The following is a 25,518-nucleotide window of genomic DNA, read 5'->3' on the forward strand; positions in this document are numbered from 1 at the left end:
AGCAGCCCGGTAGCTCGTCAGGCTCATAACCTGAAGGTCGCAGGTTCAAATCCTGCCCCCGCAACCAAAACAAAAGAAGCCCCGGCGAACCACGCGCCGGGGCTTTTCGCGTTTCGGGGCCCGTCATTCGCCGACCCCTCGCGCCCACCCCGGTGTTTACGCTAATGGATCATTACACCGAAACTTAACAATAATGGCTTGATGCGCCTACCGTCATGCGGCAGAAACCCAGGCGTGCCGACGACCGCGTCGGCAGCCCGGGGCAGCGGTAGGGGCGCGACATGACGAGCATCCAAGGCATCTACATGGCCCTGTTCGGGCGGCCCGCCGATCCGAACGGCCTCGCGTTCTGGAACGCGGAGACCGATGGCGGACGCGATCTCGGCCCGCTGATCGGACGCCTCACCGCCGCGCCGGAATATCTGCAGCGCTTCGAAGGCATGTCGGACGAGGAGATCGTCGACGCGATCTATTTCGTCCTGTTCGGACGCAATGCCGAGCCCGAGGGCCTCGCCTTCTTCGTCGGCGAGCTGCGCTCAGGGCGGCAGACGGTCGAGACCATCGCCATCAACATCTTCCACGGCGCCCAGGGTGCCGACCGCGACATCGTGGAGAAGAAGCTCGAGGCCGCGGACCTCCTCACCACCCTGCTCGATCTTCCCGAGGAGATCGCCGCCTATGTGGGGGAGACGGCGGCGCAGATCGGGCGCGACTATCTGAGCGGGATCACGGACGAGACGACCCCGGAGGTCATGCAGCAGAAGGCCGAAGAGGCGGTCCTGCGGCTCCTCGGGCTCCTCGACGAGCCGAGCCCGAGCGATCCGCCCGGCCCCCCGGCCCCCGCCGATCCCCCGCCCACACCCGACCCCGTCGACCCGCCGGACGAGACGCCGCCCCCCGACAATCCGGCGGCGATCTCGGGTGAGGCTACGGGCCGCGTCGCGGAGGACGGCGAAGATCTGGCTATGGGCAGGCTCATCGTCACGGACCCCGATCCGGGGGAGGCGGTGGTCATCGCCGCTTCGCCCCTCGACGCCACCTACGGCACGTTCACCCTCGACGGTGCGTCGGGCGCGTGGACCTACACGCTCGACAACGACGACGAGGCGGTCCAGGCGCTCGGCGAGGGCGAGACGCTCGAGGATCGCCTCGACGTCGCGTCGCGCGACGGGACGGCGTCCACCACGATCGTCGTCACCATCGACGGCGCGAACGACGCGCCGACGCTCGCGGACGGCACGCTCGTCGCGGACGAGGACGGCTTCCAGGTGACGCTCGACCTCTCCTCGCTGGCGGAGGACGTCGACGCGGTCGACGACGTCTCCTTGCTGACCTACAGCATCCTCTCGGCTCCGGAGAAGGGTAACGCTTCTGTTGGCGGTTCCGAGCTGAGCTTCGAGCCGGGAAGCGGTTTCCAGGAGCTCGGCGCGAGCGACGTGGACGAGCTCGTGATCGAGATCGAGGTCGAGGACGGCGCCGGAGCTACGGCGCGGAGCAACGTCCTCGTGACGGTGCGCGGGCAGAACGATCCGGCGAGCATTTCGGGCGTTGATACTGGCCAGGTGACCGTCGGTGGAACGGAGACCGTGTCGGGTTCACTGGAAATCATCGACAGAGATTTCGGCCAGGATCGTTTCGTTGTCGAGTCGCCCCTCGTGGCGACCTGGGGGGTCTTTGTATTCAATGAGACATCCGGCGACTGGTCGTACACGCTCGGCGGCGGAAAACAGGAGATCGAAGACCTCGGTCAAGGAGACATGGCCTCGGATACGCTCCACATCGAATCCCTCGACGGCGACACGCCGGGAGAGATCGTAATCACCATTATCGGCGGCGCCAATTTTCAGCACGTCGAGATCGTCTAATCCTTGTTGCTCACACGCTCACCTGACCCGTGCCGCCCGTCCGCTGCAGAAAATCCAGCGTCGCCGTCTCCTCCAGCACCTCCGCCGGATCGGCATCGCTAACGCCGATGCTCGCGCCGAGCCGTCGGCCCTGTCCGACGACGACGCGGCCGGCGGGGAGGCGCGCGGCCTCGTAGCGCCGCAAGGCCGTCGGCACGTCGTCCTCCGTCGAGAGCGCGTCCGCGAGGGCGCGCGCGTCGAGGGCGGCCTTGGCGACGCCGGCCCCCACGTGCGGGCGCGCGACGAAGGCGGCGTCGCCCGCGAGCGCCACGCGCCCGAAGGCGAGGCGGGTCGATTCGAGATCGTAGATCGGCTGCAGGAAGGGCTGGGGCGTCGCCGCGACGAGGGCGGCGAAAGCCGGCGGCAGCGTCGCCTCCGCGGCCTCACGCAGCCGCGCGCGATGCGCCTCGCGAACGAGCGGCGGCGGGATCGAGAGGGCGTGGCGCGTGCCGGTCTCGTCGGTGAGGAGATCGTCGAGCGCCTCGGGCGCGGGCGCCGGGCGGTACCAGACGAAATTGTAGCGTCGCCGGCCGGGTCGCAGATCGTTGCCCTCGCCGGCGACGGGATAGCCGAGGATCTGCTCGCCCCGCGGCAGGGCGAAGGCGAAGGCGTCGAACAGTGCCTCGTGCGCGACGGGGGGCATCGCGGCCTCCTCGACGAGGCCGCGCCAGGCGACGTAGCCGGCATAGAGCGGCTCGACCTCGGGCGCGAGCGCCGCGCGCACGCCGGAGCGGAAGCCGTCGGCGCCGACCAGGAGATCGCCCTCGACCGTCGATCCATCTGCGAAGCGGGCTGCGACGCCCGATCCGTCCTGCACGACGTCGACGAGCTCGCTGCCGGCGCGGTAGGAAGCGGAGGGGAACGCCTCGCGCAGGAGGGCGAAGAGCGCGTTCCAGGACATGTGCACCTGCGGACGCAGGCGCGTCATCCTCACGGCCCCCGTGGCGTCGAGGAGGAGCCGGTCGCGAGTCTCCACGCCGAGATCCGCGCCGACGGGGATCCCCGCCGCGGCCAGCGCCTCGATGAGCTCCGGGTGCGTGACGATCCCCGCGCCCCGCGACGAGAGCGGCTCGCCGACGCGTTCGTGGATCGTCACGTCGAAGCCGGCACGCCGGAGGAAGAGGCCGGCGAAGAGCCCGCCCATGGAGCCGCCGATGACGATGGCGCGCCTGGTCTTCATGCACTCTCCTCGTGTCGCGCCGATGCGTGGGACGCGCCGCTCACGCCGCGCCGCCCGCGGCCGCGCGCAGGGTGGGATAGAGCGCGGCGGTGTCGTCCTCGTCGCGGCCCTGGCCCAGCGCCGTGACGTACCACGGCAGCGCCGCCGCCATCAGCGGCGTCGTCGCGCGCACGTCGCGGGCATGGTCGAGGATCAGGTCGAGGTCCTTCATGTAGGTCGCCATCCGCATGGTGGCCGGGCGGTAGCGGTCCTCGATCATGAGCGGCCCGCGTACCTCGAACATGCGCGACGTGCCCGCGCCCGAGCGGATCGCCTCGAAGACGGTCTGGAGGTCGAGCCCGGAGCGCTCGGCGAGGTGGAGGGCTTCTGCGGCGGCGAGGTTGTGGACCGTCACGAGCAGGTTCGCGACGATCTTGAGCTTCATGCCGGCGCCGAAGAGCCCGACCTCCATGACCTGGCGCGCCACGGCCTCGAGCGCCGGGCGCGCGCGAGCGATCGCGTCGGGATCGCCGCTCGCGTAGACGACGAGGTCACGGGTCGCGGCCTGGGCGCCGGTGCCGCTGACGGGGCAGTCGAGCATGCGCGCGCCCGCCGCCTCGACACGAGAGCGGATCTCTTCCTTCAGGGGGATGGCGAAGGTGCCCATCTCGACGAGGATCGTGTCGGATCGTGCCGCTGCGAGCACGCCGTCCTCTCCGAGGAGGGCCGAGCGCAGTGCCTTTTCCGAAGCGAGCGCGACGAGGACGATGCGGGTCTCGCGCGCGAGATCGCGCGGCGCTTCGACGAGACGCCCGCCCGCCTCGACGAAGGCGTTCTTGGCCTCGTCGGCGACGTCGTAGCCCAGCACCGGATGGCCGGCGGCGAGCAGGTGGCGGGCATAGGCGAGGCCCATGATGCCGAGCCCCAGAACGCCGATCGTCGGTTTCGTCGTCTCGCTCATCGTGCCGCACCCGCGGGTGCCAGCCCGGCCGCGTCGAGGCGCGACATCAGGTCGGCCGCCTGCGCGTCCCCGAGCGGGCGTAGCGGTGGGCGGGGTCGTGCGATGCCGGGCTCGCCGAGGCGCTCGGCGACGGCCCGCTTCACGGCGGGGATGAGCGGGAAGCTCGAGACGATCGCGCGGATCTCGGCGACGCCGCGCTGCAGCGCCTCGGCCTCGGGCTCGCCCAGCGCGTCGTAGAGGCGCCTGATGCCGGCCGGGTTGACGTTGCCCGACGCCGTGATGCAGCCCACCGCCCCGCGGCGGGTCGCGTCGAGGAGCACGCCCTCCGACGAGGGGAAGACGCGAAAGCCGGGGAAGCGCTCCAGGATGGCGCAGGTGTTGTCGTAGTCGCCGGAACTGTCCTTGATGCCGATCACGGTGCTTGGATGGCGCCGCACGAGTCGCTCGATGAGGTCGAGGGGAATGCCGACGCCCGCCATCTGGGGGATGTGGTAGAGCCACAGGCCGAGATCGTCCGAGCCGACGCGGTCGATCACCTCGAGGTAGAAGGCCTCGAGCCCGTCGGTCTCCACGGGCTTGTAGTAGAAGGGCGGCAGCATCAGCACGCCCCCGCAGCCGAGCGAGACCGCGTGTCGCGTGAGCGCCACCGTCTCCGGCAGGCTCGGCAGGCCGACGCCCGGCAGGAGGCAGGCGGGATCGATGCCGCTATCGACGAGGCGCTCGAGCAGCGTCGTGCGCTCGGCGAGGGAGAGCGAGGTCGCCTCGCTCGTCGTGCCGAAGGGGGCGAGGCCGTGCGCGCCCTCGTCGAGCATGTGCCGGCAAATGCGCACGAAGGCGTCGGCGTCCGGCTCGAGATCGGCGCTGAAGGGCGTGATCACCGGGACGACGAGGCCGGCGAAGGCGGTCTTGGGCATGCGTTCGCTCCTCAGGTCGTGGCGTCGCCGGCTTCGACGATGACGAGCTCGACCTCGCCCGCCCCGTCCTTCCGGAAGGCGGAGGCTTCCTGGTATTCGGGCGAATCGTGACAGCCGCGCGCCGCCTCGAGCGAGGGGAACTCGATGACGACGAAGCGGTGGAAGGTGCCCGGCCCCTCCAGGATCTCGTACTTGCCGCCTCGGGCGAGGACGCGCCCGCCATGGGCGGCGACGATCTCGGGCACGCGGTCGGTGTACTTCTTGTAGTCGACGGGATCGATGATGCGCGAGCGCGCGATCCAATACGCTGTCATGAGGGTCTCCGTCAGCGGACGAGGGTCGGGAGCCAGGTGGCGGTCTCGGGCACGGCGATGACGAGGGCCACCGTGAGGAGGAGGCAGAGCCAGAAGGGCACGGCCCCGCGGAAGATCTCCCCGACCGAGACGTTCTCCTCCGGCAGCGCCGCCTTCACGGTGAAGACGAGGATGCCGAAGGGCGGGGTGAGCAGGCCCGCCTCCACCGCGATGATGCCGACGATGGCGAAGGCGAGGGGGTCGATGCCGAGCGCGGTCGCGATCGGGGCGAAGACCGGCACGGTGAGGAGGATGATCGAGACCGAATCGATGATGCAGCCGAGGATGAACCAGATCAGGATCATCACGCCGATGATCGCGAGCGGCGGCAGGCCGGTATCGAGGAAGAAGGTCTGCACCGCGCCGGTGACGCCCGTCATCGAGAGGACGCGCGAGTAGATCTGCGCCATCACGAGGAGGAGGAGCAGCGGCGCCGCGACGCGGCCGACGGAGAGCACGGCCGCGTAGATCTGCTTCAGGCGAAGGCCCTTGGCGACGCCGACGAGGAGGCCCGCCGCTGCACCGACGCCGGCGCCCTCCGTGGGCGTGAAGAACCCGCCCCAGATTCCGCCGAGCACGAAGACGATGAGGCCGACCACGAGGAGGGTCGAGAGGAGCGCGGGCAGGATCGGCTCGTCGTCCGCGCGCAGCAGGGCGGCCGCCTCGGCTCCGGGCGCGCCGCGGGAGGCGTCGGGGCCGCCCGACAGGGTCAGCGCGGCCGCGCCGCCGCCGACCCGGGCGACCTCCGCGCCGATCACCTCCGGCTTGAGGATCGCGGTGAGCACGATGTAGCCGCTGAAGCAGACGACGACGATGAGGCCCGGCACGACGCCCGCGAGGAAGAGGCTGCCGATCGACTGCTCGGTGATGACGCCCCAGACGATCATCAGGATCGAGGGCGGGATCAGCATGCCCAGGCAGGCGCTGCTCGCGATGGTGGCGAGCGAGAATTGCCTCTTGTAGCCGAAGCGCTTCATCTCCGGATGGGCGATGCGCGCGAAGGCGGCGGCGGCCGCGATGGAGACGCCGGTGACGAAGGCGAAGAGCGCGTTCGCCAGGACCGTCGCGACGCCCAGCCGGCCGGGCAGCCAGCCGAGAAGCCGGTTGGCGAGGCGAAACAGGTCGCGTGCCGCGCCGCAGCGGGCGAGGAACTCGCCCATCAGCATGAAGAGCGGGATGACGGCGAAGATGTAGTCGCGGATCGCCTCGTAGGCCGTGTTCGACAGGAAGCTCGTCACGACGCCGATGTCGCCCATCATCATGTAGACGCCGAGCGCGGCGGTGATGCCGAGCGCCACCGCGATGTGGGCACCGCACAGGACGAGGCCGAGCAGGGTCGCGACCACGACGAACATCTGGAAGGCGTCGAACATGAGCGCGGCTCGTCAGTGATGGGGCGGGGAGGCGATCGCGCGGCCGGCGAGCGCGTCGCGCGCGCCGCGGAACGCGATCAGCACGTAGGCGACGCAGCACAGCGCGCTGCCGACGAAGACGGAGAGCCGCGCGGGCCAGGTCGGCACCCTGAGCGCGCCCTCGCCCTCGTAGGAGCCGGCGACCCAGGCCTGGACGAAGCGATCGAGCCCGCCCCAGGCGATGATCCCGAAGAGGAGTGCGCCGAGCAGGCAGGCGACGAAGACGAGCACGGCGCGAACGGGCGCCGGCACGGCGCCGGTGACGAGCGTCACCTCCATCATGCCGCCCGAGAGGACCGCGTGCGTCGCCATGAGGTAGCAGATGACGACGATGGCGCTCGAGACGATCTCGGGCGTGCCCTGGACCGGGGTGGAGAACAGCGAGCGCCCGACGACGTCCGCGACGACGAGGAAGCACAGGGAGAAGGCGAGGAGCGAGGCGAAGACGAGGAGCGCCTTCGCCGTGACGTCGACGGCCTTGGTGATCATGGCGACCTCGTCGGCGGGCGAGAGGGGCGACGTTGGGCGCGGGCCGCCCGCAGCAGGGGCGGCCCGCGAGCGGGTGGCCGGGCGCCTCAGTCGAGCTCGTAGCGGACGGGCCAGACGTAGCCGAGCTTCTCGGCCTCCTCGAGGGCGATGGAGAGGACCTCGGAGGCCGGCATGCCGGCGGCGTCGAGCTCGGCCGCCTTCTCGGCGGGCCAGGCCGCGAGGGAGCGGGCCCAATCCGCGCGCACGCTGTCGGGGAGCGTCGTCACCGTCGCGCCGAGCTCGCGCAGCTGCTCGAGCTGCTCGGGGTAGTCCTCCTGGTTGCGCGTGCCGGTCATCGCCTCGTACTCGCGGGCGACCTCGAGGACGATCTCGCGCACGTCCTCGGGCAGGCTCTCGAAGCGGGACTGGTTCATCGTCAGCCCGTGCCAGGTGATCGAGCCGAAGCCGATCTCGGTATAGTGGTTCGCAACCTCGTGGAGCTTGAAGTTGACGACACCCGACGGGAACATGATCCAGCCGTCGTAGACGCCGGTCTGGAGCGAGGTATAGGCGTCGACGAGCGAGGACTGGACCGGGACGGCTCCGGCATATTCGAGCCATTTCAGGTTCAGGCCCGCGCCGGCGAGCTTCTCGCCCTGCAGATCCTCCACGGAACCCCAGGCGAAATTGGTGACGAGGTTGTAGCCGTTGTCCGCGATGAGCGCGAGCAGCACCTGGTCGTAGCGCTCCTCGAACGCCTCCTCCAGGAACGGCACGCGGTCGTAGACGGCGCGGGCGACGGCGACGCTCTGCTCGGGGCTCATCGTGCCGAAGGGAAGCATCACCTGGAAGGCGTGCAGCGGCAGGTTCGAGGGCTCGAAGCAGAAGCAGAAGCCGCCGATGTCGACGATGCCGGACTGCACGGCCTCGAGCGTGTCGGCGACCTTCACCATGGAGCCGCCGTAGCCCTCGATGAACTCGACCGTGTGGTCGGTACGCTCGGCGACGCGCCGCGAGACCTCCGGCACGAAGAACGTCTCCATCAGGTTGACGTAGGTGTTCACGGCGGGGTGCCCCGACGCGATGCGCAGCCGGATCGTGTCGGCGGATGCGAGCGCGGTGCCGCCGACGAGGGCGACGAGCGTTGCGGCGAGGGTGGCGACTTTTCTCATTGGCGTGTCCTCCAGATTTTGTGAGATATCACACTGGATTTTTCGCAGCGTCAACACATCCCACAGAGCAATCACATGCCTTGACCCGGAAGCTGGATGCGGAGTATGCCCATTCTCATCGGCTCCATGGGAGTGGTTGTGAGATATCAGATGACGGCGAATGACGAGGTGGAGAGCGTCGAGGCGGCAGCCGGAACGGGCCTGGACGAGGAGATGACGGGGCTGCGCCGCACGTCCGTCTTCCAGAAGCTGCGGGCGGAGATCCTCACCTGCACCATCCGTCCCGGCACGCGCATCCAGGAGCGCGACCTCGCCGACCGCTTCGGCGTCTCGAAGTCCCCCATCCGCGACGCGCTGATCAAGCTCGAGGAGCAGAACCTCGTCGAGGTGATGCCGCGCAAGGGCTACCGGGTGAAGCCGATCTCCATCGCGGACGCGCGGGAGATCTACGAGATGCGCCTGATCTACGAGCGCGAATGCGTCGGGCGCCTCGTCGAGACCGCGAGCGACGAGACCATCGCCGGCCTCGCGCCCTACGCGACCATGCCCGAGCCGATCGCCCTCTCGACCTGGGCCGCCTACAATTCCGCATTCCACACCGCGCTCGCCATCGGCTGCGGCAACGCGCGGCTCGCCCGCGCCGCCTGCGAGATCAACGAGCAGGCCGACCGGCTCACCATGATCGGCGTCGCCACCCGCGACGCGGGCGACCTCGCGACCTTCGTGCGCGAGCACGCCGAGATCATCGCGGCCATCGGCGAGCGCAACCGCCGCCGCGCGGCCGCTCTCATGCGCGCGCACATCGAGAGCTCGCGCCGACGCGTGCTCGAGGCGCTGGAGAGCGCCGCCATCGTCGGCTGACGGGATCGGGGAGTAGCCATGAAGACCGACGCGATCCGCATCGAGCGCCAGGGGCCGCCGGAGGAGATGCGCCTCCTCGAGGTCGAGACCGGCGAGCCGGGGCCCGGCGAGGCGCTGGTGCGCCAGAGCGCCTGCGGCGTCAACTTCCTCGACGTCTACCAGCGCGGCGGCGCCTACGCCATGCCGGTGCCGATGGGGGTGGGCAACGAGGCGGCGGGGATCGTCGCGGCTCTCGGGCCCGACGTCTCCGGCCTCGCAGTGGGCGATCGCGTGGTCTATCAGGGCGGCTCGCCCGGCGCCTATGCGGGCGCGCGCATCGTTCCGGCCTGGCGGCTCCTGCGCCTTCCCGAGAGCGTCGCCGAGGACGACGCGGCCGCGCTCCTCCTCAAGGGCATGACCGTGGAATACCTGCTCGAGCGCTGTGCGCCCGTGGAGCCCGGGGGCTTCGCCCTGATGTGGGCGGCGGCGGGCGGCGTCGGGCTGCTTGCGGGGCAATGGGCGGCGGCGCGCGGCATCGCGCTCATCGGCATCGCCGCCGGCGAGGACAAGTGCGCCCGTGCCCGCGAGGCCGGCTATCACACGGTGATCGACCGCACCCGCGAGGACGTGCTCGCCCGCGTCAAGGAGATCACCGGCGGCGCGGGCGTGCGGGTCGCCTACGATTCCATCGGGGCCGCGACCTTCGAGACCACGATCGAGACGCTCGCCCCGCGCGGGGTGTTCGTGTCCTTCGGCGCGACGTCGGGCCCGCCGCCGGCGGTGGAGGCGTCGCTCCTGCAGAAGAAGGGCTCGCTCTACTTCACGCGCCCCACGCTTGCGACCTATTGCGCCGCCCCGGAGGACTACCGCGCCTCGGGCGAGGCCGTCTTGTCGCGGGCGGCCTCGGGAGCGATCCGCGCCGCGATCGGCCAGCGCTATCCGCTGGCGGAGGCGGCCGCCGCCCATCGCGATCTCGAGGCCGGGCGCACCACCGGCGCGACGATCCTCGTGCCGTGAGCCGGATCGCGCACCCGAACGCCCGCGAGGAGGAGAGGAGACTGACCATGACCACGACGACAGACGCCGCCTTCGAGGCCGCTCGCGCCCACTGGCCGGAGGACCTGCGGCGCGACATCGAGGCGAACGCCTTCAACGGCTGCGTGGGCAGCGTCCTCGTCTCGGAGACGGACCGGGTGCGCGTGTGGCACCTGCGGCTGCCGCCGGGCAAGCGCTGCGCCTTCCACAGGCACGTGCTCGATTATTTCTGGACGTGCCACACGCACGGCGCGGCGCGGGGCTATTTCGAGGACGGCCGCATCGTCGACGTGACGCATTTCCCCGGCGACACGAAGCACATGCATTACGGCGCCGGCGAGTACCTGCTCCACAGCGTGGAGAACATCGGCGACACCGAGCTCCTCTTCACCACCGTCGAATTCAAGGACAGCGCCAACGAGCCCTTGCCGGTGCCCGAGGGCATCCGGCTGCAAATCGCCGCCTGAGCGGCTCCGACCGAGGACGAGACCATGTACGCGCATCCCGGCGTGACCACCGATCCGGCCCGTCCGGTTCCCGCGACCATGAAGGCCTGGGTCCTCGGCGACCCCGACGAGCTCACCCTCGTCGAGAAGGAGACGCCGGTGCCGCGTCGCGGCGAGGTGCTCGTGCGCGTCGACGCCATCGCGATCTGCGCCACCGACCTCGACGTGATCTCCCACGGCCCGCCGGCGATGATCCAGGGCGGGGCGCCGTTCAACAAGAACTTCACGCCCGGCCACGAATACATGGGCACCGTCGCGGCGCTCGGACCCGGCGTGGACGAGTTCGCCATCGGCCAGCGCGTGACGGTGGAGATCCACGCCGGCTGCGGGCAGTGCAAGCGCTGCCGCATGGGCATGTACACGTCCTGCCTGAACTACGGCATGAACTGGGGCGAGCACGACAAGGGCCACCGCGCCAACGGCTTCACCACCAACGGCGGCTTCGCCGAATACGCGGTCAACAACATCAACACGCTCATCCGCATCGACGACGCCATGTCCGATGCGGAGGCGACCCTCGTCGTCACCGCAGGCACGTCGATGTACGGGCTGACCGAGCTCGGCGGCCTCGTCGCCGGCGAGAGCGTCGTCGTCACGGGGCCGGGGCCGATCGGGCTCCTCGGCGCCGCCGTGGCGAAGGCGCTCGGCGCGTCTCCGGTGATTCTCACGGGAACGCGCGACAATCGCCTGGAGATCGGCCTCGCGCTCGGCGCCGACCACGTCGTCAACGTGCGCCGGGAGGACCCCGTCGAGGCGGTGCGCCGGCTCACCAACGGGCGCGGGGCGGATTACGTGGTGGAATGCTCCGGCGCGCCGGGGGCCATCGACCAGGCCGGGCGCATGCTCAATCGCGGCGGCAAGCTCTGCCTCGCCGCCTTCCCGCACGAGCCGGACCAGGTCGACGTCGGGCATCTCGTGCGCAACAACATCTACGTCTACGGCATCCGCGGCGAGGGCAAGAGCGCGACCCACCGCGCCTACGCCTTCATGGCGCAGAAGCGCTTCGACGCGACACGCATCCACACGCACTCGTTCACGCTCGACGAGCTGCCGATTGCGCTGCGCTATGCGCGCGAGCGGATCGAGGACGCGATCAAGGTCGTGGTGCGCATGCCTCGCCGCCTCGCCGAGATCGGCGCCGAGACGGCGTGAGCCATCGGCGGGTGAGCCGAGCGGCGGGGGGCGATCGGCTCCCCGCCGGCGTCGTACTCTAGGTCGAGCCCGGCTGCGCGCGGTCGCCGGCGCCGAGATGCACCACGGTCTCGCCCGTGTCGGCGAAGGTGCGGGTGACCTCCGGCGCATCGTAGACGAAGAGCATCAAAACCGGCTCGTCGCCCACATTGTGGAAGCAATGCACCATCCCCTCGGGGATGAAGGCCACCTCCATCGGCCCGATGGGGAAGCGCCTGCCCTCGATCTCGGCCTCCGCCCGGCCGGCGAGGATGACGATCTGCTCGTCGCAATCGTGATGGTGGCGCGCGACGCTGCGCCCGACGGGGAGCGTCGTCGTGCCCGTCGTCACCTGCGCCCCGCAGATGGCGCCGTTGCACAACAGGCGCGTGACGACGCCGTTGCCGCGCTCGAACGTCTCGATCACGTCGTGCGTGCGCACGACGGGCGCCTTGTCATTCATGCTCGTGTCTCCGCGGACAGGGGGGCGACGCCGCTCGCGGCGGCGAGCGCGTCGAGGCGCGCGAGGAGCGCGGGCGGTATGGGAATGCCGGTCGTCTCGCGCTCCGCGCGCGTCGCGAGCGCGCGCTCGCCGGGCAGGCGGATCGCGTCGAAGCCGGGGCGCAGCGCCGAGCTCTTCATCTCCTGCGCGATCCGCGCGACGTCGGCCTTGAACGCCTGCGGATCGGCGAAGCTCGCGACGTCGATGGCGAGGATCGCCTGGCCCGTGTTGGTGGAGGACGTGTCGTCCGCGTTGAAGTCGATCACGTCGCGGCCCATGGCGGCGCCGTTGAGCGTGCCTGCGAGGAGGCCGAAGACGAGGGCGAGCCCGTAGCCCTTCGGGCCCCCGATGGGCAGGAGCGAGCCGCCCGCCGCCTGCGTCGGATCGGTGAGGGGGCGCCCGTCGGCGTCGATCATCCAGCCCTCCGGCATCGCCTCGCCGCGCTCGGCGGCGAGCTTCACCTTGCCGTAGGCGGCGACCGTGGTGGCCATGTCGAGGAGGATCGGCACGGGACCGGCGGAGGGGATCGCCACCGCGATCGGGTTCGTGCTGAGCAGGAGCTCGATGCCGCCCCAGGGCGCCATGTGGTTGGCGTTGCCCACCGCGAGGTAGAGCCCGATCATGTCGTGGGGCAGCGCCATCATCGCGTAGACGCCCGCCGCGCCCGCATGGTTCGAGCGCCGGGCGCCGACCCAGCCGATGCCGTGGCTGCGGGCGCGGGCGACGGCCTCGTCGGCGCAGCGTTTCATCACGAGGTGGCCGAAGCCGTCGTCGCCGTCGACGAGGGCGGTGGCGCCGCGCTCGCGCAGGATCCGGATATCGGGGCGCGCATTGAAGCCGCCGGCGCGCAGCCGCGCCACGTAGCGCGGCAGCCGAAAGACGCCGTGCCCGTCTCCGCCGAGGAGGTCCGCCTCGACCATGAGCCGCCCCACCTCCGCCGCGTCGTCCTGCGGCAGGCCCTCGGCGGCGAGGATCTCGGCGATGAAGGCCCGCACCCGGGAAGGCGGCAGTCTCGTCGGTTGCGACGCGCTCATGGGGCTCTCCTCGGATCGACCGTGGAGGACGGTAGCGGGGCGGTGCGGCGGGCCCAAATCATCGTTCCTGATGACGGTCATCAGGATTTCCGGCCCGAGCTGCGCGTGCGCGGCCCGGAATCGGACCATTGCCGGGGAGAGTCCGAGATCGATTCAATTCTCCCTTAATACGCCCGTGCGACCGATGGCTTCCGTAACGTGACTGGAGCCAAGACCATGCGCGCGACCTGGGCTTCACTGACCTCCTCCACGCGGGATGCGCTCGTCCTCGGGGCGACGGCGCTGCTCGTCTGGAGCATCGCGATCCACCTCGAGGTGCACGCGCTCCTGGAAGTGATGTTCCACCACGAGACACACGCCTGGCTCCACGCCATCGCGCTGGCGCTCGTGCTCGTGGGGATCGCCGGCTGCGTCTTCGCGCTGCGACGGGCCCGCGAGGCGCGGCGCGAGCTGCGGCGGCGGGTGGATGCCGAGCGCGAGGCGTCGTGGCTCACGGGGCACGACACGCTCACCGGGCTCGCGAACCGGCAGGGTCTGGAAGACTTCGTCGCGCACGTCGAGGCCGCGGACTCGGATGCGCCGACGCCGCTCGTCGTCTTCGCCGTGGACATCGACGGCTTCAAGCGTACGAACGACCTCTTCGGCCACGCCGCGGGCGATCGGCTGCTGCGCGACGTCGCCGAGCGGCTGCAGCGGCTGCCAGGCATGCGTCTCGTCGCGCGGCTCGGCGGGGACGAGTTCCTCCTCGTCGCGGAGCCGGGCTGCGACGCCGAGAGCGTCGCCGAGGAGATCCGCGCGCTCGCGCACGCGCCCGTCGTCGTCAACGGCATCGCCAGCGAGGTCGGCGCCTGCGTCGGCTATGCCCGCGTTCCCGAGGACGCGGAGAGCCTGCGCGCCGCCGTCCAGGGCGCGGACATCGCGCTGCATGCGGCGAAGAGCGAGGGGCGCGACAGCGCCATGCGCTTCGACGAGAGCCTGGCGGAGGGCCTGCGCCTGCGCGCCGAGCTCGAGCGCGACCTCGACCGCGCGATCCGCGAGGGGCTGGTGCGGCCACACTACCAGCCCATCGTCGATCTCGCCTGCGGGCGCATCCAGGGCTTCGAGGCGCTGGCGCGCTGGACGCGGCCCGGCCTCGGCCCGGTGTCGCCGGGCACCTTCATCCCGCTCGCGGAGGAGACCGGGCTCATGCCCGCGCTCTTCGAGAGCCTGCTCAAGCGCGCCTGCCGCGACGCGATCGCGTGGCCCAAGGACGTCGTCCTCTCCTTCAACCTCTCCCCCGTCCAGCTCGTCGAGCCGACGCTCGGCTTGCGCGTCCTCGCGATCCTCGGCGAGACCGGCCTCTCGCCGCAGCGGCTCGAGATCGAGGTCACCGAGAGCGCGCTCGTGCGCGACGTCTCGACGGCGTCGCGCATCCTGGAGGACCTGCACCGGGCCGGCGTGCGCATCGCCATCGACGATTTCGGCACGGGCTATTCCAGCCTCGCGCACCTGTCGCACCTCGCCTTCGACCGCATCAAGATCGACAAGAGCTTCGTCGACACGTTCCTCGCCGACCCCAAGCAGCGCAAGATCGTCGACGCCGTCGTGGCGCTCGCCCGCGCGCTCGGCGTGCCGACCACGGCGGAGGGGATCGAGACCACGGATCAGCTGGCCGAGCTCAAGGCGCTCGGCTGCCGCAGCGGCCAGGGCTTCCTCTTCGGCCGCGCGATGACGGCGCGCGAAGCGCGCGCGCTGCTCGCCGGCGAGGGACGCAGCGACACGATCGCCGCCTGACCCGCGCCTAGAGATCGAACAGGCTGCCCTGCTTCGGGCGGGCCGGGTCCGGTGCTGCGCGGGACGCCGTCGTCGTGGCGGTCGACGGCTCCGGCGCGGGCTTCGGGGTGCGTTTGCGGGGACGCGGCCGGGGCTCGGCGGACGCCGGCGCCTCTCCGGAGGCCGTCTCGCCGGAGGACGTCTCCTGAGGGGGCGCAGCGCGTCCGCCCTCCGCCCGCGCGGCGACGATGCCGTCGGCGAACTCGATGGAGAGCGCGGCCCCCGCGGAGACGGCGCCCGCCGCCCGCACGGGGCGGTCCTCCGCGTCGCGTACGAGCGCATAGCCGCGGGCGAGGACGGAGCGGTAGCTCAGGCTCTCGGCGAGCTGCCAGAGGCTCGCCAGGCGCCGCTGGCGCTCGTGAACGCCGGCCAGCGCGAGCTTGCGCAGCCGGTCGCCGCAGGCGCCGACCTGCTTCGTGCCGTGGGCGATGCGCGCGCGCTCGAGCTCGACGAGCCGCCCGCGGCCGGCGGCGAGGCGCGCGGCGAGGCCCTCCAGCCGATCGCGCCGCCGGTGCAGAACGCTGTCGAGCGCCCGGCGCGGCCGCTCCGCGAGCGCGTCGAGACGTCCGCGCGCCCGGCTGAGCCGCACCCGAGGCGAGCCGCGCTCGAGGCGGCGCGCGGCCTCGGCGAGCCGCTGCTCGAAGGCGCGGGCGTTGGCGGCGAGCGCCGGGGCGAGCCGGGCCGCGGCGAGGTCGAGGCGCTGGCGCTGCGTCGCCGTCAGGTCCTCTGGCCGCGGCAGGGCGCGCGCCGCGGAGCGCAGGTCCGCACGCAGCCGCTCCAGCCGGCGCAGCATCGCGTCCTCGTGGCGCCGCGCACGATCGTGGACGATCGCGAGGAGCTCGGAGCGCACGGGCACGACCATCTCGGCGGCGCCGGTGGGGGTGGGCGCGCGCACGTCGGCGGCGAGGTCGATCAACGTCCAGTCGGTCTCGTGGCCCACCGCGGAGACGACGGGGATGTCGCTCTGCGCCACCGCGCGCACCAGGTCCTCGTCGTTGAAGCCCCACAGGTCCTCGATCGAGCCGCCGCCGCGCGCGACGATGATCACGTCCGGCCGCGGGATCGGCCCCGCGGGATCGAGCGCGTTGAAGCCGCGCACGCCCGCCGCCACCTCCTCGGCGCAGGTGTCGCCCTGCACCCGCGCCGGCCACACGAGCACGTGGCGGGGAAAGCGGTCCTGCACACGATGCAGGATGTCGCGAATCACCGCGCCGGTGGGCGAGGTGACGACGCCGATCACGCGCGGCAGATAGGGCAGGGGGCGCTTGCGCTCGGCGGCGAAGAGCCCTTGCGCGGCGAGCGCGCGCTTGCGCTCCTCGAGCAGCGCCATGAGCGCGCCCACGCCGGCGGGCGCGATCTGGTCGATGACGATCTGGTAGCTCGACTTGCCGGGAAAGGTGGTGATCTTGCCCGTGGCGATCACCTCGAGCCCTTCCTGCGGCTTGGTCTTCAGGCGCGCGTAGGTGCCTTTCCAGACGACCGCGTCGATCTTCGCGCTCTCGTCCTTGAGCGAGAAATAGCAATGGCCCGACGAGTGCGGGCCGCGAAAGCCCGAAATCTCGCCGCGCAGGCGCACGTAGCCGTAGGCATCCTCGATCGTGCGCTTGAGCGCGCTCGAGAGCTCGGAGACGGACCATTCGGGGGCGTTGGAGGATTGTGCCGGGGCAGCCATGGAGCGACGTTGCACGAGCCGGGCGCCCGGGGCAAGGCTGCAGCGACGCCGCGTTCGGCGCTGGCTCGCGGCATCGCCTTGCGCTACGAGCGGGGTCGATGCCCGCCCGTCGGCGGCGCCCCTGCGGACCGGCCCATGACGCTGTCTACCGAGCACACCGCCCTCGTCCTCGTCGACGTTCAGGAGGCCTTCGCCGAGCGCGAGGCCGCCGGCGAGCGGCGCAACAATCCCGGCGCGGGGGAGCGCATCGCGGCGCTTCTCGCAGCCTTCCGCACGGCCGGCGCATCCGTGATCCACGTCCGCCACGCCTCGCGCGCGGAGGGCTCGCGCCTGCGCCCCGAGCGCCCGGGCTACGCCGTGATGGAGTGCGCCCGCGAGGTCTCCGGCGAGCCGGTGCTGGTGAAGTCCGTCAACAGCGCCTTCATCGGCACGGATCTCGAGGAGCGGCTGCGCGCGGGTGGCATCGCAACCGTGACCATCGTCGGCGCGACGACGAACCATTGCTGCGAGACGACGACGCGCATGGCCGGCAATCTCGGCTTCGAGGCGCTGTTCGTGCGCGACGCCACCTGGACCTTCGACATGCCGGGCGCGGACGGCGGCACCATTCCCGCGCAGACCATCCACGACGTCACGCTCGCCAACCTCTCGGGCGAGTTCGCGCGGATCGTGACGGCGCAGGAGGTGATCGACGCGCTCGCGCGCCGTTGAGCGTCCGGCGTTACCGCACCTTCAAGTCGCGTCGGTGGCCACCGGGCAATCCTCGCGCCCGCCCCATTCGGCCCAGGAGCCGTCGTAGAGCGCGCGGGGCGGGTGGCCGATCTGCGTGAGCGCCAGCGAGAGGATCGCCGCCGTCACCCCCGAGCCGCAGGTGGTGATCACCGGGCGCGCCGGGTCGATGCCGGCGCGGGCGAAGGCCTCGCGGATCGTCGCGTCGTCGGCGAGGCGCCCGTCGCGGACGATCTCGCCGTAGGGCAGGTTTCGCGCGCCCGGCATGCCGCCGGCGCGCAGGCCCGCCCGCGGCTCGGGCGCACGTCCCGCGAAGCGCTCGGCCGAGCGGGCGTCGACCACCTGCGCCGAGCCCGTCTCCAGCGCCCGCCGCACGTCGTCGAGATCGGCGACCGCCGAATGGTCGAGGCGCGCGGTGAAGGTCGCCTTGCCCCGCGGGCGCGGCGCGCCCTCCTCGACGGGGAGCCCCGCCGCGCGCCAGGCCGGGAAGCCGCCCTCCAGCACCGAGACGTCGGCGGCGCCCATCACCTCGAAGGTCCACCAGACCCGCGGCGCCGAGAACAGCCCCGCGCCGTCGTAGACCACGATGTGCATGCCGTCGCCGATGCCGAGCGCGCTCATGGCGGCCGAGAAGGCGTGCGGCGTCGGCAGCATGTGCGGCAGCCCGGATGTCTCGTCGCGCACCGCGTCGATGTCGAAGCGCACCGCGCCGGGCACGTGGCCCTCGCGGTATTCCGCCTCCGGGTCGCGGTTCATCGCCGGCAGGTACCAGGAGGCGTCGACGACGACGAGGCCCGGGGCGCCGAGGCGCTCCGCGAGCCAGGCGGGCGAGACGAAGGGCGTGTCGGTCATCGGGCGTTCCTCCGGTGGGGTCGTCGATCTTAACCGGCCTGATCGGCGAGCGCGATGCGCACGCGCCGGTTCTGCTTGCCCTTCTTCTGGATGTCGGTGACGACCACCGCGCCGATCTCGCCCGTGCGCTTCACGTGCGTGCCGCCGCAGGGCTGCAGGTCGATGTCGCCGATGGCGACGAGGCGCACGCGGCCCGAGCCGCGCGGCGGCTTGACCGACATCGTCTTCACGAGGCCTGGATTGGCGTCGAGCTCCTCGTCCGTGATCCAGCTCTCCGAGACGGGCGCGTCCTGCGCGATCAGCGCGTTGAGCGTCGCCGTCACCTCGTCGCGATCGAGGCCGGCCTCGGGCAGGTCGAAATCGAGGCGCCCGTCGCCGTCGCCGATGGCGCCGCCGGTGACCGGGTGGGGCACGACGACGGACAGGAGGTGAAGCGCCGTGTGCACGCGCATGCGCTTGTGGCGGATGCCCCAGTCGATCTCGGCGACGACGTCCTCGCCCACGAGGTCCGCCCCGACGCCCGGCGCGTCCGCCGCCGGCACGTGGACGATCGCCTTGCGATCCTCGCCGTAGACCGCGTTGGCGATGGGGATCGTCGTCCCGTCCTGGCGGCGCAGCACGCCCATGTCGCCGGGCTGGCCGCCGCCCTGGGCGTAGAAGATCGTCCGATCGAGCACGATGCCCTTCTCCCCCACGTCGACCACCCGCGCGGTCGTGCGGGTGAGATAGGCGTCGTCGCGGAACATGGGCTCGGTCACGGTCGGGCTCCTCTTCGAGTGCGAGCAAGGGGAGCGGCACGCTAGAAGCGGCGGGATGGCGTGGCAAGGCTGCGGGGACGTGCAGGAGCGCGAGCCCGGTCGGGCGCGGGCCCACCGACAGCGTTGTCCACACGCTCTGGACACATTACGGCATAATACGTATTTTGCCCCGCCGGGGCTCAGGTCATTGTTCCGGATAACGAAACCGGGCTTTCGCGTTGATCCGGGCCGGGCGCGCTCACGTACATCAGAGCGATGCGGCCTCTCTCTCTTCCGGCCGCTCGAGGTGAACGAAGTGAACCCCATCGGGCAGACGCACGAACAACCGCTCGACACGCTCCTCGCCGGCTACGCGCGCGGCGTCCTGAGCGCGCCGTTGCATGCGCTCGTCGCGACGCATCTCGCGATCCGGCCGGAGGGCCGCCGCTACGTGGCGGCGCTCGAGGCCGCGACCGCCGCCGACATCGAGCGGGTCGAGCCCGTCTCCATCGCCGACCGCGACGCGCGCCTCGCCGCGATCTTCGCGGCCGGCGAGAGCACGCCCGGCGAGCCGATCCGCTCGCCCGCGGCGAGCGGCTTCCACGGCGACGACATCGTGCCCTATCCGCTCGCGCGGTATCTCGGCGCGAGCCTCGCCGACACGCCCTGGCGCACGCTGCTGCCGGGGGTGAAGGAGTTCCGCGTCAGCGACAACGAGGACGGCGAGGCGACGCTCTACTGGATCCGCGGCGGGCGCAAGATCCCCTCGCACACCCACGAGGGCTCGGAATACACCCTCGTCCTCAAGGGCGCTTTCTCCGACATGAACGGCCATTACCTGCGCGGCGACATCGCCATCGCGGACATGGACGTCGACCACCAGCCCCACGCCGATCCCGGCGAGGACTGCTTCTGCTTCGCCGTCACCGACGCGCCGCTGAAGCTGACGGGACCGATCGGGCGCATCGTGCAGAAGATCTTTCGGCACTGACCGTGGTCGTCGCGCGGGTCCTTTCGACCGAGACGTGAACGCCCCGCGCGGATCGTCTCCCCGTGGGGCGGCTCGCGTCGTCGCAACATCAGCGCCGGCGTGTGGACGACGACGAACGCGTCGTCGTCCCGCACCCATGGTCCGCCGGCGCGCTGTCCCCGTTCAGGCGAAAGCCGAGCCTCTCTGGGCGAGATGCCGCGTCAGATGGCCGAAATGCTCGCCGTCGTGGACGTCCCGGACGGACGGACGCTCGATGACGGATGCCGCCCAGTCTCGCAGCTTCGGCAGGTCGGCGAGGACGTCGATGCCGAGGCGCTCCGTCATGAAACCACACCGCACGAAGGCCGGCGCGTAGGCGGCGTCGATGATGGCGAAGTCTGCGCCGTTGAAGTAGGGGCCGGAGCGCTGCACGATCGTTTCCAGCTGGCGCAGCGCCGTCGTGAGGCCGTCGCGATGGCGACGCGCGTCGTCCATGCCGGGGGCGATCAGCATGAAGTATTGCTGGCGCAGGATCGTGCCCGCAAACTCGATCCAGGATCGGTTGAGCGCCCGCGCGACGGGCGCGGTGGGATGCAGGCGATCCGGGGTCAGCTCGTCGAGGAATTCCGAGATGACCGACGACTCGAAGATGAAGTCGTCGCCGCATTCGAGGGCCGGCACCGTTCCCGTAGGGGATCGCGCCAGGAACCAGTCGGGCTTCGCGAACAAATCGATGAACTCCACCGGGAGCGCGATGCCCTTCTCGTGGGCGACGATACGGGCGCGGGCGACGAAGGGGCAGATCGGCGAGCCGATCAGCCGCGTGTTCGAGGGCAGCTCAAGCGGAGCGGCTTGCTCGGGGTGCGCGTGCATCATGGTCTTGGTCTCCTCGGCGTTCAGATGGGGGCGTCGGCAGCTGCCAGGCGACGTCGCCTGATCTCGTGCGCCACGAATAGGAGCGAGCTCGCCGTCGCGGCGAGCGCGGCGGGAAGCAGGAAGGCGAGCCGCATGTCGAACTCCACCACCGCCGCCACGAACAGGGGCGCGACGCTCGCGCCCACGAACAGGAGGAAGGTGTAGGTCGCCATCGCACGTGCCCGGACGGCGTCTCCCGACCAGAACGACACGGTCGCGATCAGCCCCGGAACCGCCAGGGCGACACCCGCGGAGACGGTCACGCTTGCCAGCGGCATCTGTCCGGAGATCGCAACGATCATCGCAACGGCGATCAGGAAGATCCCCGCGCTCGCGGTGAAGGCGGGCCCGTGGCGTTTGGAGATCGCCGGAGCCGCGAAGCACAGGAGGAGCGGCACGAAGCCGAGCAGCCTGAGCTGGTCGGGATCGATGGCGGGATCGCGCCCGGACATCAGCTGGGCCGCGGCATGGAAGGCGACGAACCCGAAGAGCACGGCGCTGGGCGCGAGGATCACGGCGGCCAGGCTCGGGAACGTCGCGTCGGCGGCGGGATCCGCGTCGCCGCCCGCCGGCGCAGCGCTCCGCTCGGGTGTGGGCAGCAACCGCGCAGCGACATAGGTCGCGACGGCGCAAAGCAGGTAGAGAAGCGCCGCGCCCGTCATCACGGCGGATATCGGGAGCGAGAGCTCCGCCACGATGAGCTGGGAGAGCGGGGCCGAGCTCAAGAAGGCGAAGCCGAGCATGGAGAACGCCGGCGGCTGCTGCTCGCGTGCGATCCGATCCGCGACGAGCGCGAGAGCGGTCGCCGGAAAGCTCGCGGAGACGAAGCCTTGCAGGGCGCGCGACGCGACGAGCGACGAGAAGTCGTCGGTGGCCGCCACGGCGAGGCTGGCGAGCGCCAGCGCCGCGAGCCCGCCCACCAGGAGCCGTGCACGGTCGACCATGTCGGCGATCGGGCCGAACACGACGACGCCGGCCGCAAAGGACAGGCCGAAGACCGTTGCGACGAGGCTCGCGCGTGCGGTCGTGACGTCGAACTCCGTTCGGATCGCGTCGAGCATGGGAATGACGGCGTAGATCTGGCCGACGACCAGGAAGCCGCTGATCATGATGGTCGAGACGAGGAAGGTGGATTTCGTCGTCAAGGTACGATTCCGTTTTCTTCTCCCGGCATCGATCGCGCACGTGCGCCGGTGCGGAGTGAGGACTCCGCAACGGACGAACAGGGCACGAGCGATTTACTGCAGGGTAAGGGTGGGCGTCGGCAGACGATGTGTCACCCGGCACGTGATGTGCACGTTGCAGATCGCCGCGCAGCCGTTGGCCCGGCGCCAGACGCCGTCGGGCTTCTCGTATTTCAGGACGTCATCGAGATAGGCGTGGATGGGCTGCACGGGGCCAATGCAGGGCACCACGTCTCCAAAGGTGATCTCCGTACGTTTCATCCAGAGGGTGTTGCTGGTCGCGCGGGTCACGTCGTCGAGTGTATAGAGGAGAAGCTGCCCGAGCTGCAGCGTGCACGCGAAGCTACCTGCCAGTGACCAGGCTTCGGCGGGATCGCTCGAGTCGGAGGTCGCGAGCGCCGAGGCCCGCATCTCCGAAGTGTTCAGCATCACGTGATCGAGCCGTACGGGCTTGCGGCTGAGCGTCAGCTTCCGCCCGGTCGCGATCCCGGGGCGCAGCTTGATCGTCACGTCCATGTTGGCGACGACGAGATCCATGACCTCGAGCCCGTCGTCGGCCTTGTGCACGCGCCCGGTGATCCTCACCGCGGCGAGGTCGTCCTCCACCGGCGTCTTTCCGGCGACGATGGAGATGCTCTGGATGCGATCGATCGTCAGCTCCTCCGTCCGACGCGACCAACCGTGGAAGAGGCGCACGGCCTCCAGCGCGAACTCGATGACGTCGATGGTGCTCGAGTGCGGAACCTGAAGTGTTTCGCCTTTTTGCGACCAGACCTCGGGGAGCTTGACCGACCCGAGGCACGTGAACTCGACCACGTCGAGGCGGCCCGTCAGCTGAAAGTCACGGATCGCTTGTGACGACTTTAGGTAACCGTCTCCAAAGTAACGCGTCTGTCGCGTACCGAGGAAGTCGTCGATGTTTGGAAAATATCCCAGCTGCATGTTTCTCCTCCGAGCGTGGAGAGCAGGAGCTCGTCCGACGATCGGCGGAAGTTCTCGTTGACGGGACGATGCCCGTCCTTCGCCAGGGGCAGCTCGTTTCGCAGGTGGACGAAGAGGTCGAACGAACTCTTCACGTGGCGCTTGAACGCCTTGCCGAGCTCGGACATCACCTCCTCGAAGAAGACGAGCTCGGCGGTCCTGGCGACGCTCTCGCTCGGGGCGAGGTCGATCGACTCGTTGGGGTTGACGCCGTACTTCACCCGGACGCTGCCGTAGATCCACTCTTGCAGGGAGCATCCGTCGGACACGAAGTCCGGCGCGAGGCGCTTCTCGTGATGCACCCGCTCGGTGTGGCGAACGACGATCATCTGGATCAGCTGTGCGGCCGTGCACTCGTCCAGCGTCTTGCCTGGTGCGGCATGAGGCAGGATCTCGCGCATGGTCGACGCCTCGGTCCGGGGAATACCGAGGAAATTGCTGACGACGAGCGAAGTGAACGTCTTCCCGGAAGAGTAGGTGCCTGTGATGCCCAATCTCATCTTAGCGCCTCCGATGGAACGAGGTGGAGGGGTGGGGCGCGCCCACCCCCTCCGGGCTCACGCAGCCGCGAGCAGCTGCTTGGCCTTCGCCTCGGCCTCTGCGAGCGCTGCAGCCTTGGTGCTGGCGAAGTCGGCGTTGACGACGGTCGGAGCCACGTGGATGTGCTCGATGTCGTGCACGCCGATGAACTTGAACCAGTCGTCGAGATACGGCGTGGCGAAGTCCGAGCCGAAATTGGCCGGCACGTTCTCGTGATAGACGCCGCTGGCGTACACCACGAAGGCCCGCTTACCGGTCATGAGGCCGGTATAGCCCTTCTCCATGTCGAAGCCGAAGGTCCAGCCGGGCTGGGTGACCACGTCGATGAACTGCTTGAGAACGTAAGGGATGCCGTTGTTCCACAGGGGCACGTTCAGCACGTAGACGTCGGCCGCGGCGAACCGCTCGAACACCGCCTTGACCGTCTCCCATGCCTGCTTCTGCGCAGGCGTGGCCTCGGCGCCCGTGAAGAGCGCCATCTTGCCGCCGACGGCGTCGGCGTCGAACGCGGGCAGGTCGTCGCCGAAGAGATCGAAGCTGTCGACCTCGATCTGCGAGGCCGATCCGAGCGTCTCGATCACCTTCTGCGCGACGGCGAGCGACTCGCTCTGCGGGCCGCGGGTCGATGCGTTGAGATGGAGGATTTTCACGTCATTGCTCCCATTTCCGGTGTGCAGGGCGGAGGGGGTCGATCGCCGCCATGGACCCTCACGACGCGCGCAACCGCCGTAGCGACCGTGCCTTGCATCCCGCACTGCAACATTGCGCACGGCAAAGGTTGACCAATCGGGAGCCATGCTCCATTCCTTACGTGCGCAAACTAAGGTTGCGGAATTTGCCAATGAGCGATCTCGTATGGGACGATCTAAAGTATTTTGCTCTCGTCGGGCGCGAAGGGTCCGTCGCCTTGGCCGCGAAGCAGACCGGCGTCGAGCATTCCACCGTGACGCGCAGGATCACCCGCCTCGAGGAGGCGCTCCAGCTGCGTCTGTTCAACCGCATGGCGCGGGGCTGGCACCTGACGGAGGAGGGTGAGGCGCTCCTCGTCCGCGTGGCGCGCGTGGAGGACGGGATAGTCGACGTGCGCAAGGTCGCGTCGTCGTTGGAGAATGCCCGAGGCACGGTCTGCGTGACGGCGCCGCCGACCTTTCTCGCCGAGGTGATCGTGCCGGCGCTCGCCGGCTTCCAGGAGGCGCATCCCCACATCGACCTGCGGCTCGTCGGCGAGACGCGCGAGGCGAACCTGTCGCGCGGGGAGGCCGACATCGCCTTTCGCATGGCCTCGATCGAGGGCGCGGAGCTCGTCACGAGAACGGTGTGCGAGGTGACCTACGCCTTCTACGGCCGCGCGCGCTGGCGCGACGTGCCGGCGCACGAGCACGTCTTCATCGGCTTTTCCCGCAACGACCAGCAATTCCTGCAGGAAGCCGTGGAGCTGCACGCCGGCGAGAGGCGGATCATCGCGCACACCAACGACCTGCGGGTCGCCCTGCGCTTCGCCGACGACGGCGCCGGCATCGCGCTCCTGCCGCGCTTCCTCGCCGCGGAGCACGATGGGCTCGAGATCGTGGCGGCGCCGGATCCGGCGATCGCGCGTCCGGTGCAGCTCGTCATGCAGCGGGACGTGCGCAAGGCGGGGCGGGTTCGAACGGTGGCGGATTACCTGTGCGCGCGCATCCCGCGCCACCCGTGAGGC

At 70.5% G+C, this 25,518-nt stretch carries 26 protein-coding genes; 9 read left to right on the forward strand and 17 right to left on the reverse strand.

The genetic code is table 11. The features are described from left to right. Positions 1–281: 281 nt before the first annotated feature. Entirely contained in the window at positions 282–1,865 is a 1,584-nt protein-coding gene (locus IEX89_RS20045) for a VCBS domain-containing protein (protein WP_188915050.1), read from the forward strand. A 10-nt stretch (positions 1,866–1,875) separates the two neighbouring features. On the opposite strand, the gene IEX89_RS20050 is transcribed toward IEX89_RS20045, so the two are convergent. The 7 genes from IEX89_RS20050 to IEX89_RS20080 all read right to left on the reverse strand — a co-directional run bounded on the left by IEX89_RS20050 (position 1,876) and on the right by IEX89_RS20080 (position 8,343). Next, on the reverse strand, positions 1,876–3,084 hold the full coding sequence (locus IEX89_RS20050) for an FAD binding domain-containing protein (RefSeq protein ID WP_188915051.1): 1,209 nt from the start codon (positions 3,082–3,084) through the stop codon (positions 1,876–1,878). 40 nt (positions 3,085–3,124) lie between these two features. Beyond that, positions 3,125–4,024: an NAD(P)-dependent oxidoreductase gene (locus IEX89_RS20055; protein ID WP_188915052.1), complete on the reverse strand. Its 900-nt coding sequence runs from the start codon at positions 4,022–4,024 to the stop codon at positions 3,125–3,127. Continuing rightward, a complete protein-coding gene (locus tag IEX89_RS20060) occupies positions 4,021–4,938 on the reverse strand; it encodes a dihydrodipicolinate synthase family protein (RefSeq protein WP_188915053.1) in 918 nt (305 codons plus the stop codon). The genes IEX89_RS20055 and IEX89_RS20060 overlap by 4 nt, the downstream gene beginning before the upstream one ends. 11 nt (positions 4,939–4,949) lie before the next feature. Further along, on the reverse strand, positions 4,950–5,252 hold the full coding sequence (locus IEX89_RS20065; RefSeq protein WP_188915054.1) for a DUF1330 domain-containing protein: 303 nt from the start codon (positions 5,250–5,252) through the stop codon (positions 4,950–4,952). An 11-nt stretch (positions 5,253–5,263) separates the two neighbouring features. After that, the gene (locus IEX89_RS20070; RefSeq protein ID WP_188915055.1) at positions 5,264–6,664 is read right to left on the reverse strand and encodes a TRAP transporter large permease; all 1,401 of its coding nucleotides are present in this window, start codon (positions 6,662–6,664) and stop codon (positions 5,264–5,266) included. Positions 6,665–6,676: 12 nt separating this feature from the next. After that, a complete protein-coding gene (locus IEX89_RS20075) occupies positions 6,677–7,192 on the reverse strand; it encodes a TRAP transporter small permease (RefSeq protein ID WP_188915056.1) in 516 nt (171 codons plus the stop codon). 86 nt (positions 7,193–7,278) lie between these two features. Further along, positions 7,279–8,343, reverse strand: coding sequence for a C4-dicarboxylate TRAP transporter substrate-binding protein (locus tag IEX89_RS20080; RefSeq protein ID WP_188915057.1), 1,065 nt, complete (start codon positions 8,341–8,343; stop codon positions 7,279–7,281). Positions 8,344–8,493: 150 nt separating this feature from the next. Here IEX89_RS20080 and IEX89_RS20085 point away from each other — a divergent pair, with 150 nt between their 5' ends. The 4 genes from IEX89_RS20085 to IEX89_RS20100 are packed head-to-tail and all read left to right on the forward strand — an operon-like array spanning position 8,494 to position 11,876. Further along, on the forward strand, positions 8,494–9,204 hold the full coding sequence (locus tag IEX89_RS20085; RefSeq protein WP_188915058.1) for a GntR family transcriptional regulator: 711 nt from the start codon (positions 8,494–8,496) through the stop codon (positions 9,202–9,204). A gap of 18 nt (positions 9,205–9,222) precedes the next feature. Beyond that, the gene (locus IEX89_RS20090; protein WP_188915059.1) at positions 9,223–10,200 is read left to right on the forward strand and encodes a quinone oxidoreductase family protein; all 978 of its coding nucleotides are present in this window, start codon (positions 9,223–9,225) and stop codon (positions 10,198–10,200) included. Between the two features lie 47 nt (positions 10,201–10,247). Continuing rightward, a complete protein-coding gene (locus tag IEX89_RS20095) occupies positions 10,248–10,685 on the forward strand; it encodes a cupin domain-containing protein (protein ID WP_188915060.1) in 438 nt (145 codons plus the stop codon). Between the two features lie 24 nt (positions 10,686–10,709). Next, a complete protein-coding gene (locus IEX89_RS20100) occupies positions 10,710–11,876 on the forward strand; it encodes a zinc-dependent alcohol dehydrogenase (RefSeq protein WP_188915061.1) in 1,167 nt (388 codons plus the stop codon). 58 nt (positions 11,877–11,934) lie between these two features. Here IEX89_RS20100 and IEX89_RS20105 read toward each other — a convergent pair whose 3' ends face one another. Together IEX89_RS20105 and IEX89_RS20110 are read right to left on the reverse strand one after the other, a co-directional pair. Continuing rightward, positions 11,935–12,357, reverse strand: a complete 423-nt coding sequence (locus tag IEX89_RS20105; protein ID WP_188915062.1) for a cupin domain-containing protein — start codon at positions 12,355–12,357, stop codon at positions 11,935–11,937. Continuing rightward, on the reverse strand, positions 12,354–13,430 hold the full coding sequence (locus IEX89_RS20110; RefSeq protein ID WP_188915063.1) for an Ldh family oxidoreductase: 1,077 nt from the start codon (positions 13,428–13,430) through the stop codon (positions 12,354–12,356). The genes IEX89_RS20105 and IEX89_RS20110 overlap by 4 nt, the downstream gene beginning before the upstream one ends. A 216-nt stretch (positions 13,431–13,646) precedes the next feature. Between IEX89_RS20110 and IEX89_RS20115 the strand changes: the two genes are divergently transcribed. Beyond that, positions 13,647–15,203 carry a putative bifunctional diguanylate cyclase/phosphodiesterase gene (locus tag IEX89_RS20115; protein WP_188915064.1) on the forward strand — a complete coding sequence of 519 codons (1,557 nt, stop codon included), beginning with the start codon at positions 13,647–13,649 and terminating at the stop codon, positions 15,201–15,203. Between the two features lie 7 nt (positions 15,204–15,210). Here the strand turns inward: IEX89_RS20115 and xseA are convergent, their stop codons facing one another. Beyond that, positions 15,211–16,914: an exodeoxyribonuclease VII large subunit gene (gene xseA / locus IEX89_RS20120; RefSeq protein WP_188915065.1), complete on the reverse strand. Its 1,704-nt coding sequence runs from the start codon at positions 16,912–16,914 to the stop codon at positions 15,211–15,213. A gap of 135 nt (positions 16,915–17,049) precedes the next feature. Here xseA and IEX89_RS20125 point away from each other — a divergent pair, with 135 nt between their 5' ends. Then, positions 17,050–17,625 carry a cysteine hydrolase family protein gene (locus IEX89_RS20125; protein ID WP_188915066.1) on the forward strand — a complete coding sequence of 192 codons (576 nt, stop codon included), beginning with the start codon at positions 17,050–17,052 and terminating at the stop codon, positions 17,623–17,625. A gap of 21 nt (positions 17,626–17,646) precedes the next feature. Here the strand turns inward: IEX89_RS20125 and sseA are convergent, their stop codons facing one another. Together sseA and IEX89_RS20135 are read right to left on the reverse strand one after the other, a co-directional pair. Beyond that, on the reverse strand, positions 17,647–18,495 hold the full coding sequence (gene sseA, locus IEX89_RS20130; protein ID WP_188915067.1) for a 3-mercaptopyruvate sulfurtransferase: 849 nt from the start codon (positions 18,493–18,495) through the stop codon (positions 17,647–17,649). Positions 18,496–18,524: 29 nt separating this feature from the next. Beyond that, positions 18,525–19,253, reverse strand: coding sequence for an alanyl-tRNA editing protein (locus IEX89_RS20135; protein ID WP_244645600.1), 729 nt, complete (start codon positions 19,251–19,253; stop codon positions 18,525–18,527). A 295-nt stretch (positions 19,254–19,548) separates the two neighbouring features. Here IEX89_RS20135 and IEX89_RS20140 point away from each other — a divergent pair, with 295 nt between their 5' ends. Further along, on the forward strand, positions 19,549–20,223 hold the full coding sequence (locus IEX89_RS20140; RefSeq protein ID WP_244645601.1) for a ChrR family anti-sigma-E factor: 675 nt from the start codon (positions 19,549–19,551) through the stop codon (positions 20,221–20,223). A gap of 162 nt (positions 20,224–20,385) precedes the next feature. Here the strand turns inward: IEX89_RS20140 and IEX89_RS20145 are convergent, their stop codons facing one another. From IEX89_RS20145 to IEX89_RS20165, 5 genes are all read right to left on the reverse strand, one after another. After that, the gene (locus IEX89_RS20145) at positions 20,386–21,078 is read right to left on the reverse strand and encodes a glutathione S-transferase family protein (RefSeq protein WP_188915069.1); all 693 of its coding nucleotides are present in this window, start codon (positions 21,076–21,078) and stop codon (positions 20,386–20,388) included. Between the two features lie 20 nt (positions 21,079–21,098). Further along, positions 21,099–22,262, reverse strand: coding sequence for an MFS transporter (locus IEX89_RS20150; RefSeq protein WP_188915070.1), 1,164 nt, complete (start codon positions 22,260–22,262; stop codon positions 21,099–21,101). Positions 22,263–22,355: 93 nt separating this feature from the next. Further along, entirely contained in the window at positions 22,356–23,243 is an 888-nt protein-coding gene (locus IEX89_RS20155; RefSeq protein ID WP_188915071.1) for an AvrD family protein, read from the reverse strand. Beyond that, complete coding sequence (locus IEX89_RS20160) at positions 23,165–23,782, reverse strand: AAA family ATPase (protein WP_188915072.1); 618 nt, start codon at positions 23,780–23,782, stop codon at positions 23,165–23,167. The genes IEX89_RS20155 and IEX89_RS20160 overlap by 79 nt, the downstream gene beginning before the upstream one ends. A gap of 57 nt (positions 23,783–23,839) precedes the next feature. Beyond that, positions 23,840–24,619 (reverse strand): FMN-dependent NADH-azoreductase, encoded by a 780-nt coding sequence (locus IEX89_RS20165; protein ID WP_210317684.1) that lies wholly within the window; start codon positions 24,617–24,619, stop codon positions 23,840–23,842. Positions 24,620–24,663: 44 nt separating this feature from the next. Here IEX89_RS20165 and IEX89_RS20170 point away from each other — a divergent pair, with 44 nt between their 5' ends. Beyond that, complete coding sequence (locus IEX89_RS20170) at positions 24,664–25,515, forward strand: LysR family transcriptional regulator (protein WP_188915073.1); 852 nt, start codon at positions 24,664–24,666, stop codon at positions 25,513–25,515. Positions 25,516–25,518 lie beyond the last annotated feature (3 nt).

The organism is Salinarimonas ramus, assembly GCF_014645695.1.
GTDB lineage: Bacteria > Pseudomonadota > Alphaproteobacteria > Rhizobiales > Beijerinckiaceae > Salinarimonas > Salinarimonas ramus.

Excerpts from the sequence above, each read along its gene's own strand:
- IEX89_RS20045 (WP_188915050.1), top strand. The coding sequence starts at position 282 with ATGACGAGCATCCAAGGCATCTACATGGCCCTGTTCGGGCGGCCCGCC.
- IEX89_RS20050 (WP_188915051.1), bottom strand. The coding sequence starts at position 3,084 with ATGAAGACCAGGCGCGCCATCGTCATCGGCGGCTCCATGGGCGGGCTC.
- IEX89_RS20055 (WP_188915052.1), bottom strand. The coding sequence starts at position 4,024 with ATGAGCGAGACGACGAAACCGACGATCGGCGTTCTGGGGCTCGGCATC.
- IEX89_RS20060 (WP_188915053.1), bottom strand. The coding sequence starts at position 4,938 with ATGCCCAAGACCGCCTTCGCCGGCCTCGTCGTCCCGGTGATCACGCCC.
- IEX89_RS20065 (WP_188915054.1), bottom strand. The coding sequence starts at position 5,252 with ATGACAGCGTATTGGATCGCGCGCTCGCGCATCATCGATCCCGTCGAC.
- IEX89_RS20070 (WP_188915055.1), bottom strand. The coding sequence starts at position 6,664 with ATGTTCGACGCCTTCCAGATGTTCGTCGTGGTCGCGACCCTGCTCGGC.
- IEX89_RS20075 (WP_188915056.1), bottom strand. The coding sequence starts at position 7,192 with ATGATCACCAAGGCCGTCGACGTCACGGCGAAGGCGCTCCTCGTCTTC.
- IEX89_RS20080 (WP_188915057.1), bottom strand. The coding sequence starts at position 8,343 with ATGAGAAAAGTCGCCACCCTCGCCGCAACGCTCGTCGCCCTCGTCGGC.
- IEX89_RS20085 (WP_188915058.1), top strand. The coding sequence starts at position 8,494 with ATGACGGCGAATGACGAGGTGGAGAGCGTCGAGGCGGCAGCCGGAACG.
- IEX89_RS20090 (WP_188915059.1), top strand. The coding sequence starts at position 9,223 with ATGAAGACCGACGCGATCCGCATCGAGCGCCAGGGGCCGCCGGAGGAG.
- IEX89_RS20095 (WP_188915060.1), top strand. The coding sequence starts at position 10,248 with ATGACCACGACGACAGACGCCGCCTTCGAGGCCGCTCGCGCCCACTGG.
- IEX89_RS20100 (WP_188915061.1), top strand. The coding sequence starts at position 10,710 with ATGTACGCGCATCCCGGCGTGACCACCGATCCGGCCCGTCCGGTTCCC.
- IEX89_RS20105 (WP_188915062.1), bottom strand. The coding sequence starts at position 12,357 with ATGAATGACAAGGCGCCCGTCGTGCGCACGCACGACGTGATCGAGACG.
- IEX89_RS20110 (WP_188915063.1), bottom strand. The coding sequence starts at position 13,430 with ATGAGCGCGTCGCAACCGACGAGACTGCCGCCTTCCCGGGTGCGGGCC.
- IEX89_RS20115 (WP_188915064.1), top strand. The coding sequence starts at position 13,647 with ATGCGCGCGACCTGGGCTTCACTGACCTCCTCCACGCGGGATGCGCTC.
- xseA (WP_188915065.1), bottom strand. The coding sequence starts at position 16,914 with ATGGCTGCCCCGGCACAATCCTCCAACGCCCCCGAATGGTCCGTCTCC.
- IEX89_RS20125 (WP_188915066.1), top strand. The coding sequence starts at position 17,050 with ATGACGCTGTCTACCGAGCACACCGCCCTCGTCCTCGTCGACGTTCAG.
- sseA (WP_188915067.1), bottom strand. The coding sequence starts at position 18,495 with ATGACCGACACGCCCTTCGTCTCGCCCGCCTGGCTCGCGGAGCGCCTC.
- IEX89_RS20145 (WP_188915069.1), bottom strand. The coding sequence starts at position 21,078 with ATGATGCACGCGCACCCCGAGCAAGCCGCTCCGCTTGAGCTGCCCTCG.
- IEX89_RS20155 (WP_188915071.1), bottom strand. The coding sequence starts at position 23,243 with ATGCAGCTGGGATATTTTCCAAACATCGACGACTTCCTCGGTACGCGA.
- IEX89_RS20160 (WP_188915072.1), bottom strand. The coding sequence starts at position 23,782 with ATGAGATTGGGCATCACAGGCACCTACTCTTCCGGGAAGACGTTCACT.
- IEX89_RS20165 (WP_210317684.1), bottom strand. The coding sequence starts at position 24,619 with ATGGCTCCCGATTGGTCAACCTTTGCCGTGCGCAATGTTGCAGTGCGG.
- IEX89_RS20170 (WP_188915073.1), top strand. The coding sequence starts at position 24,664 with ATGAGCGATCTCGTATGGGACGATCTAAAGTATTTTGCTCTCGTCGGG.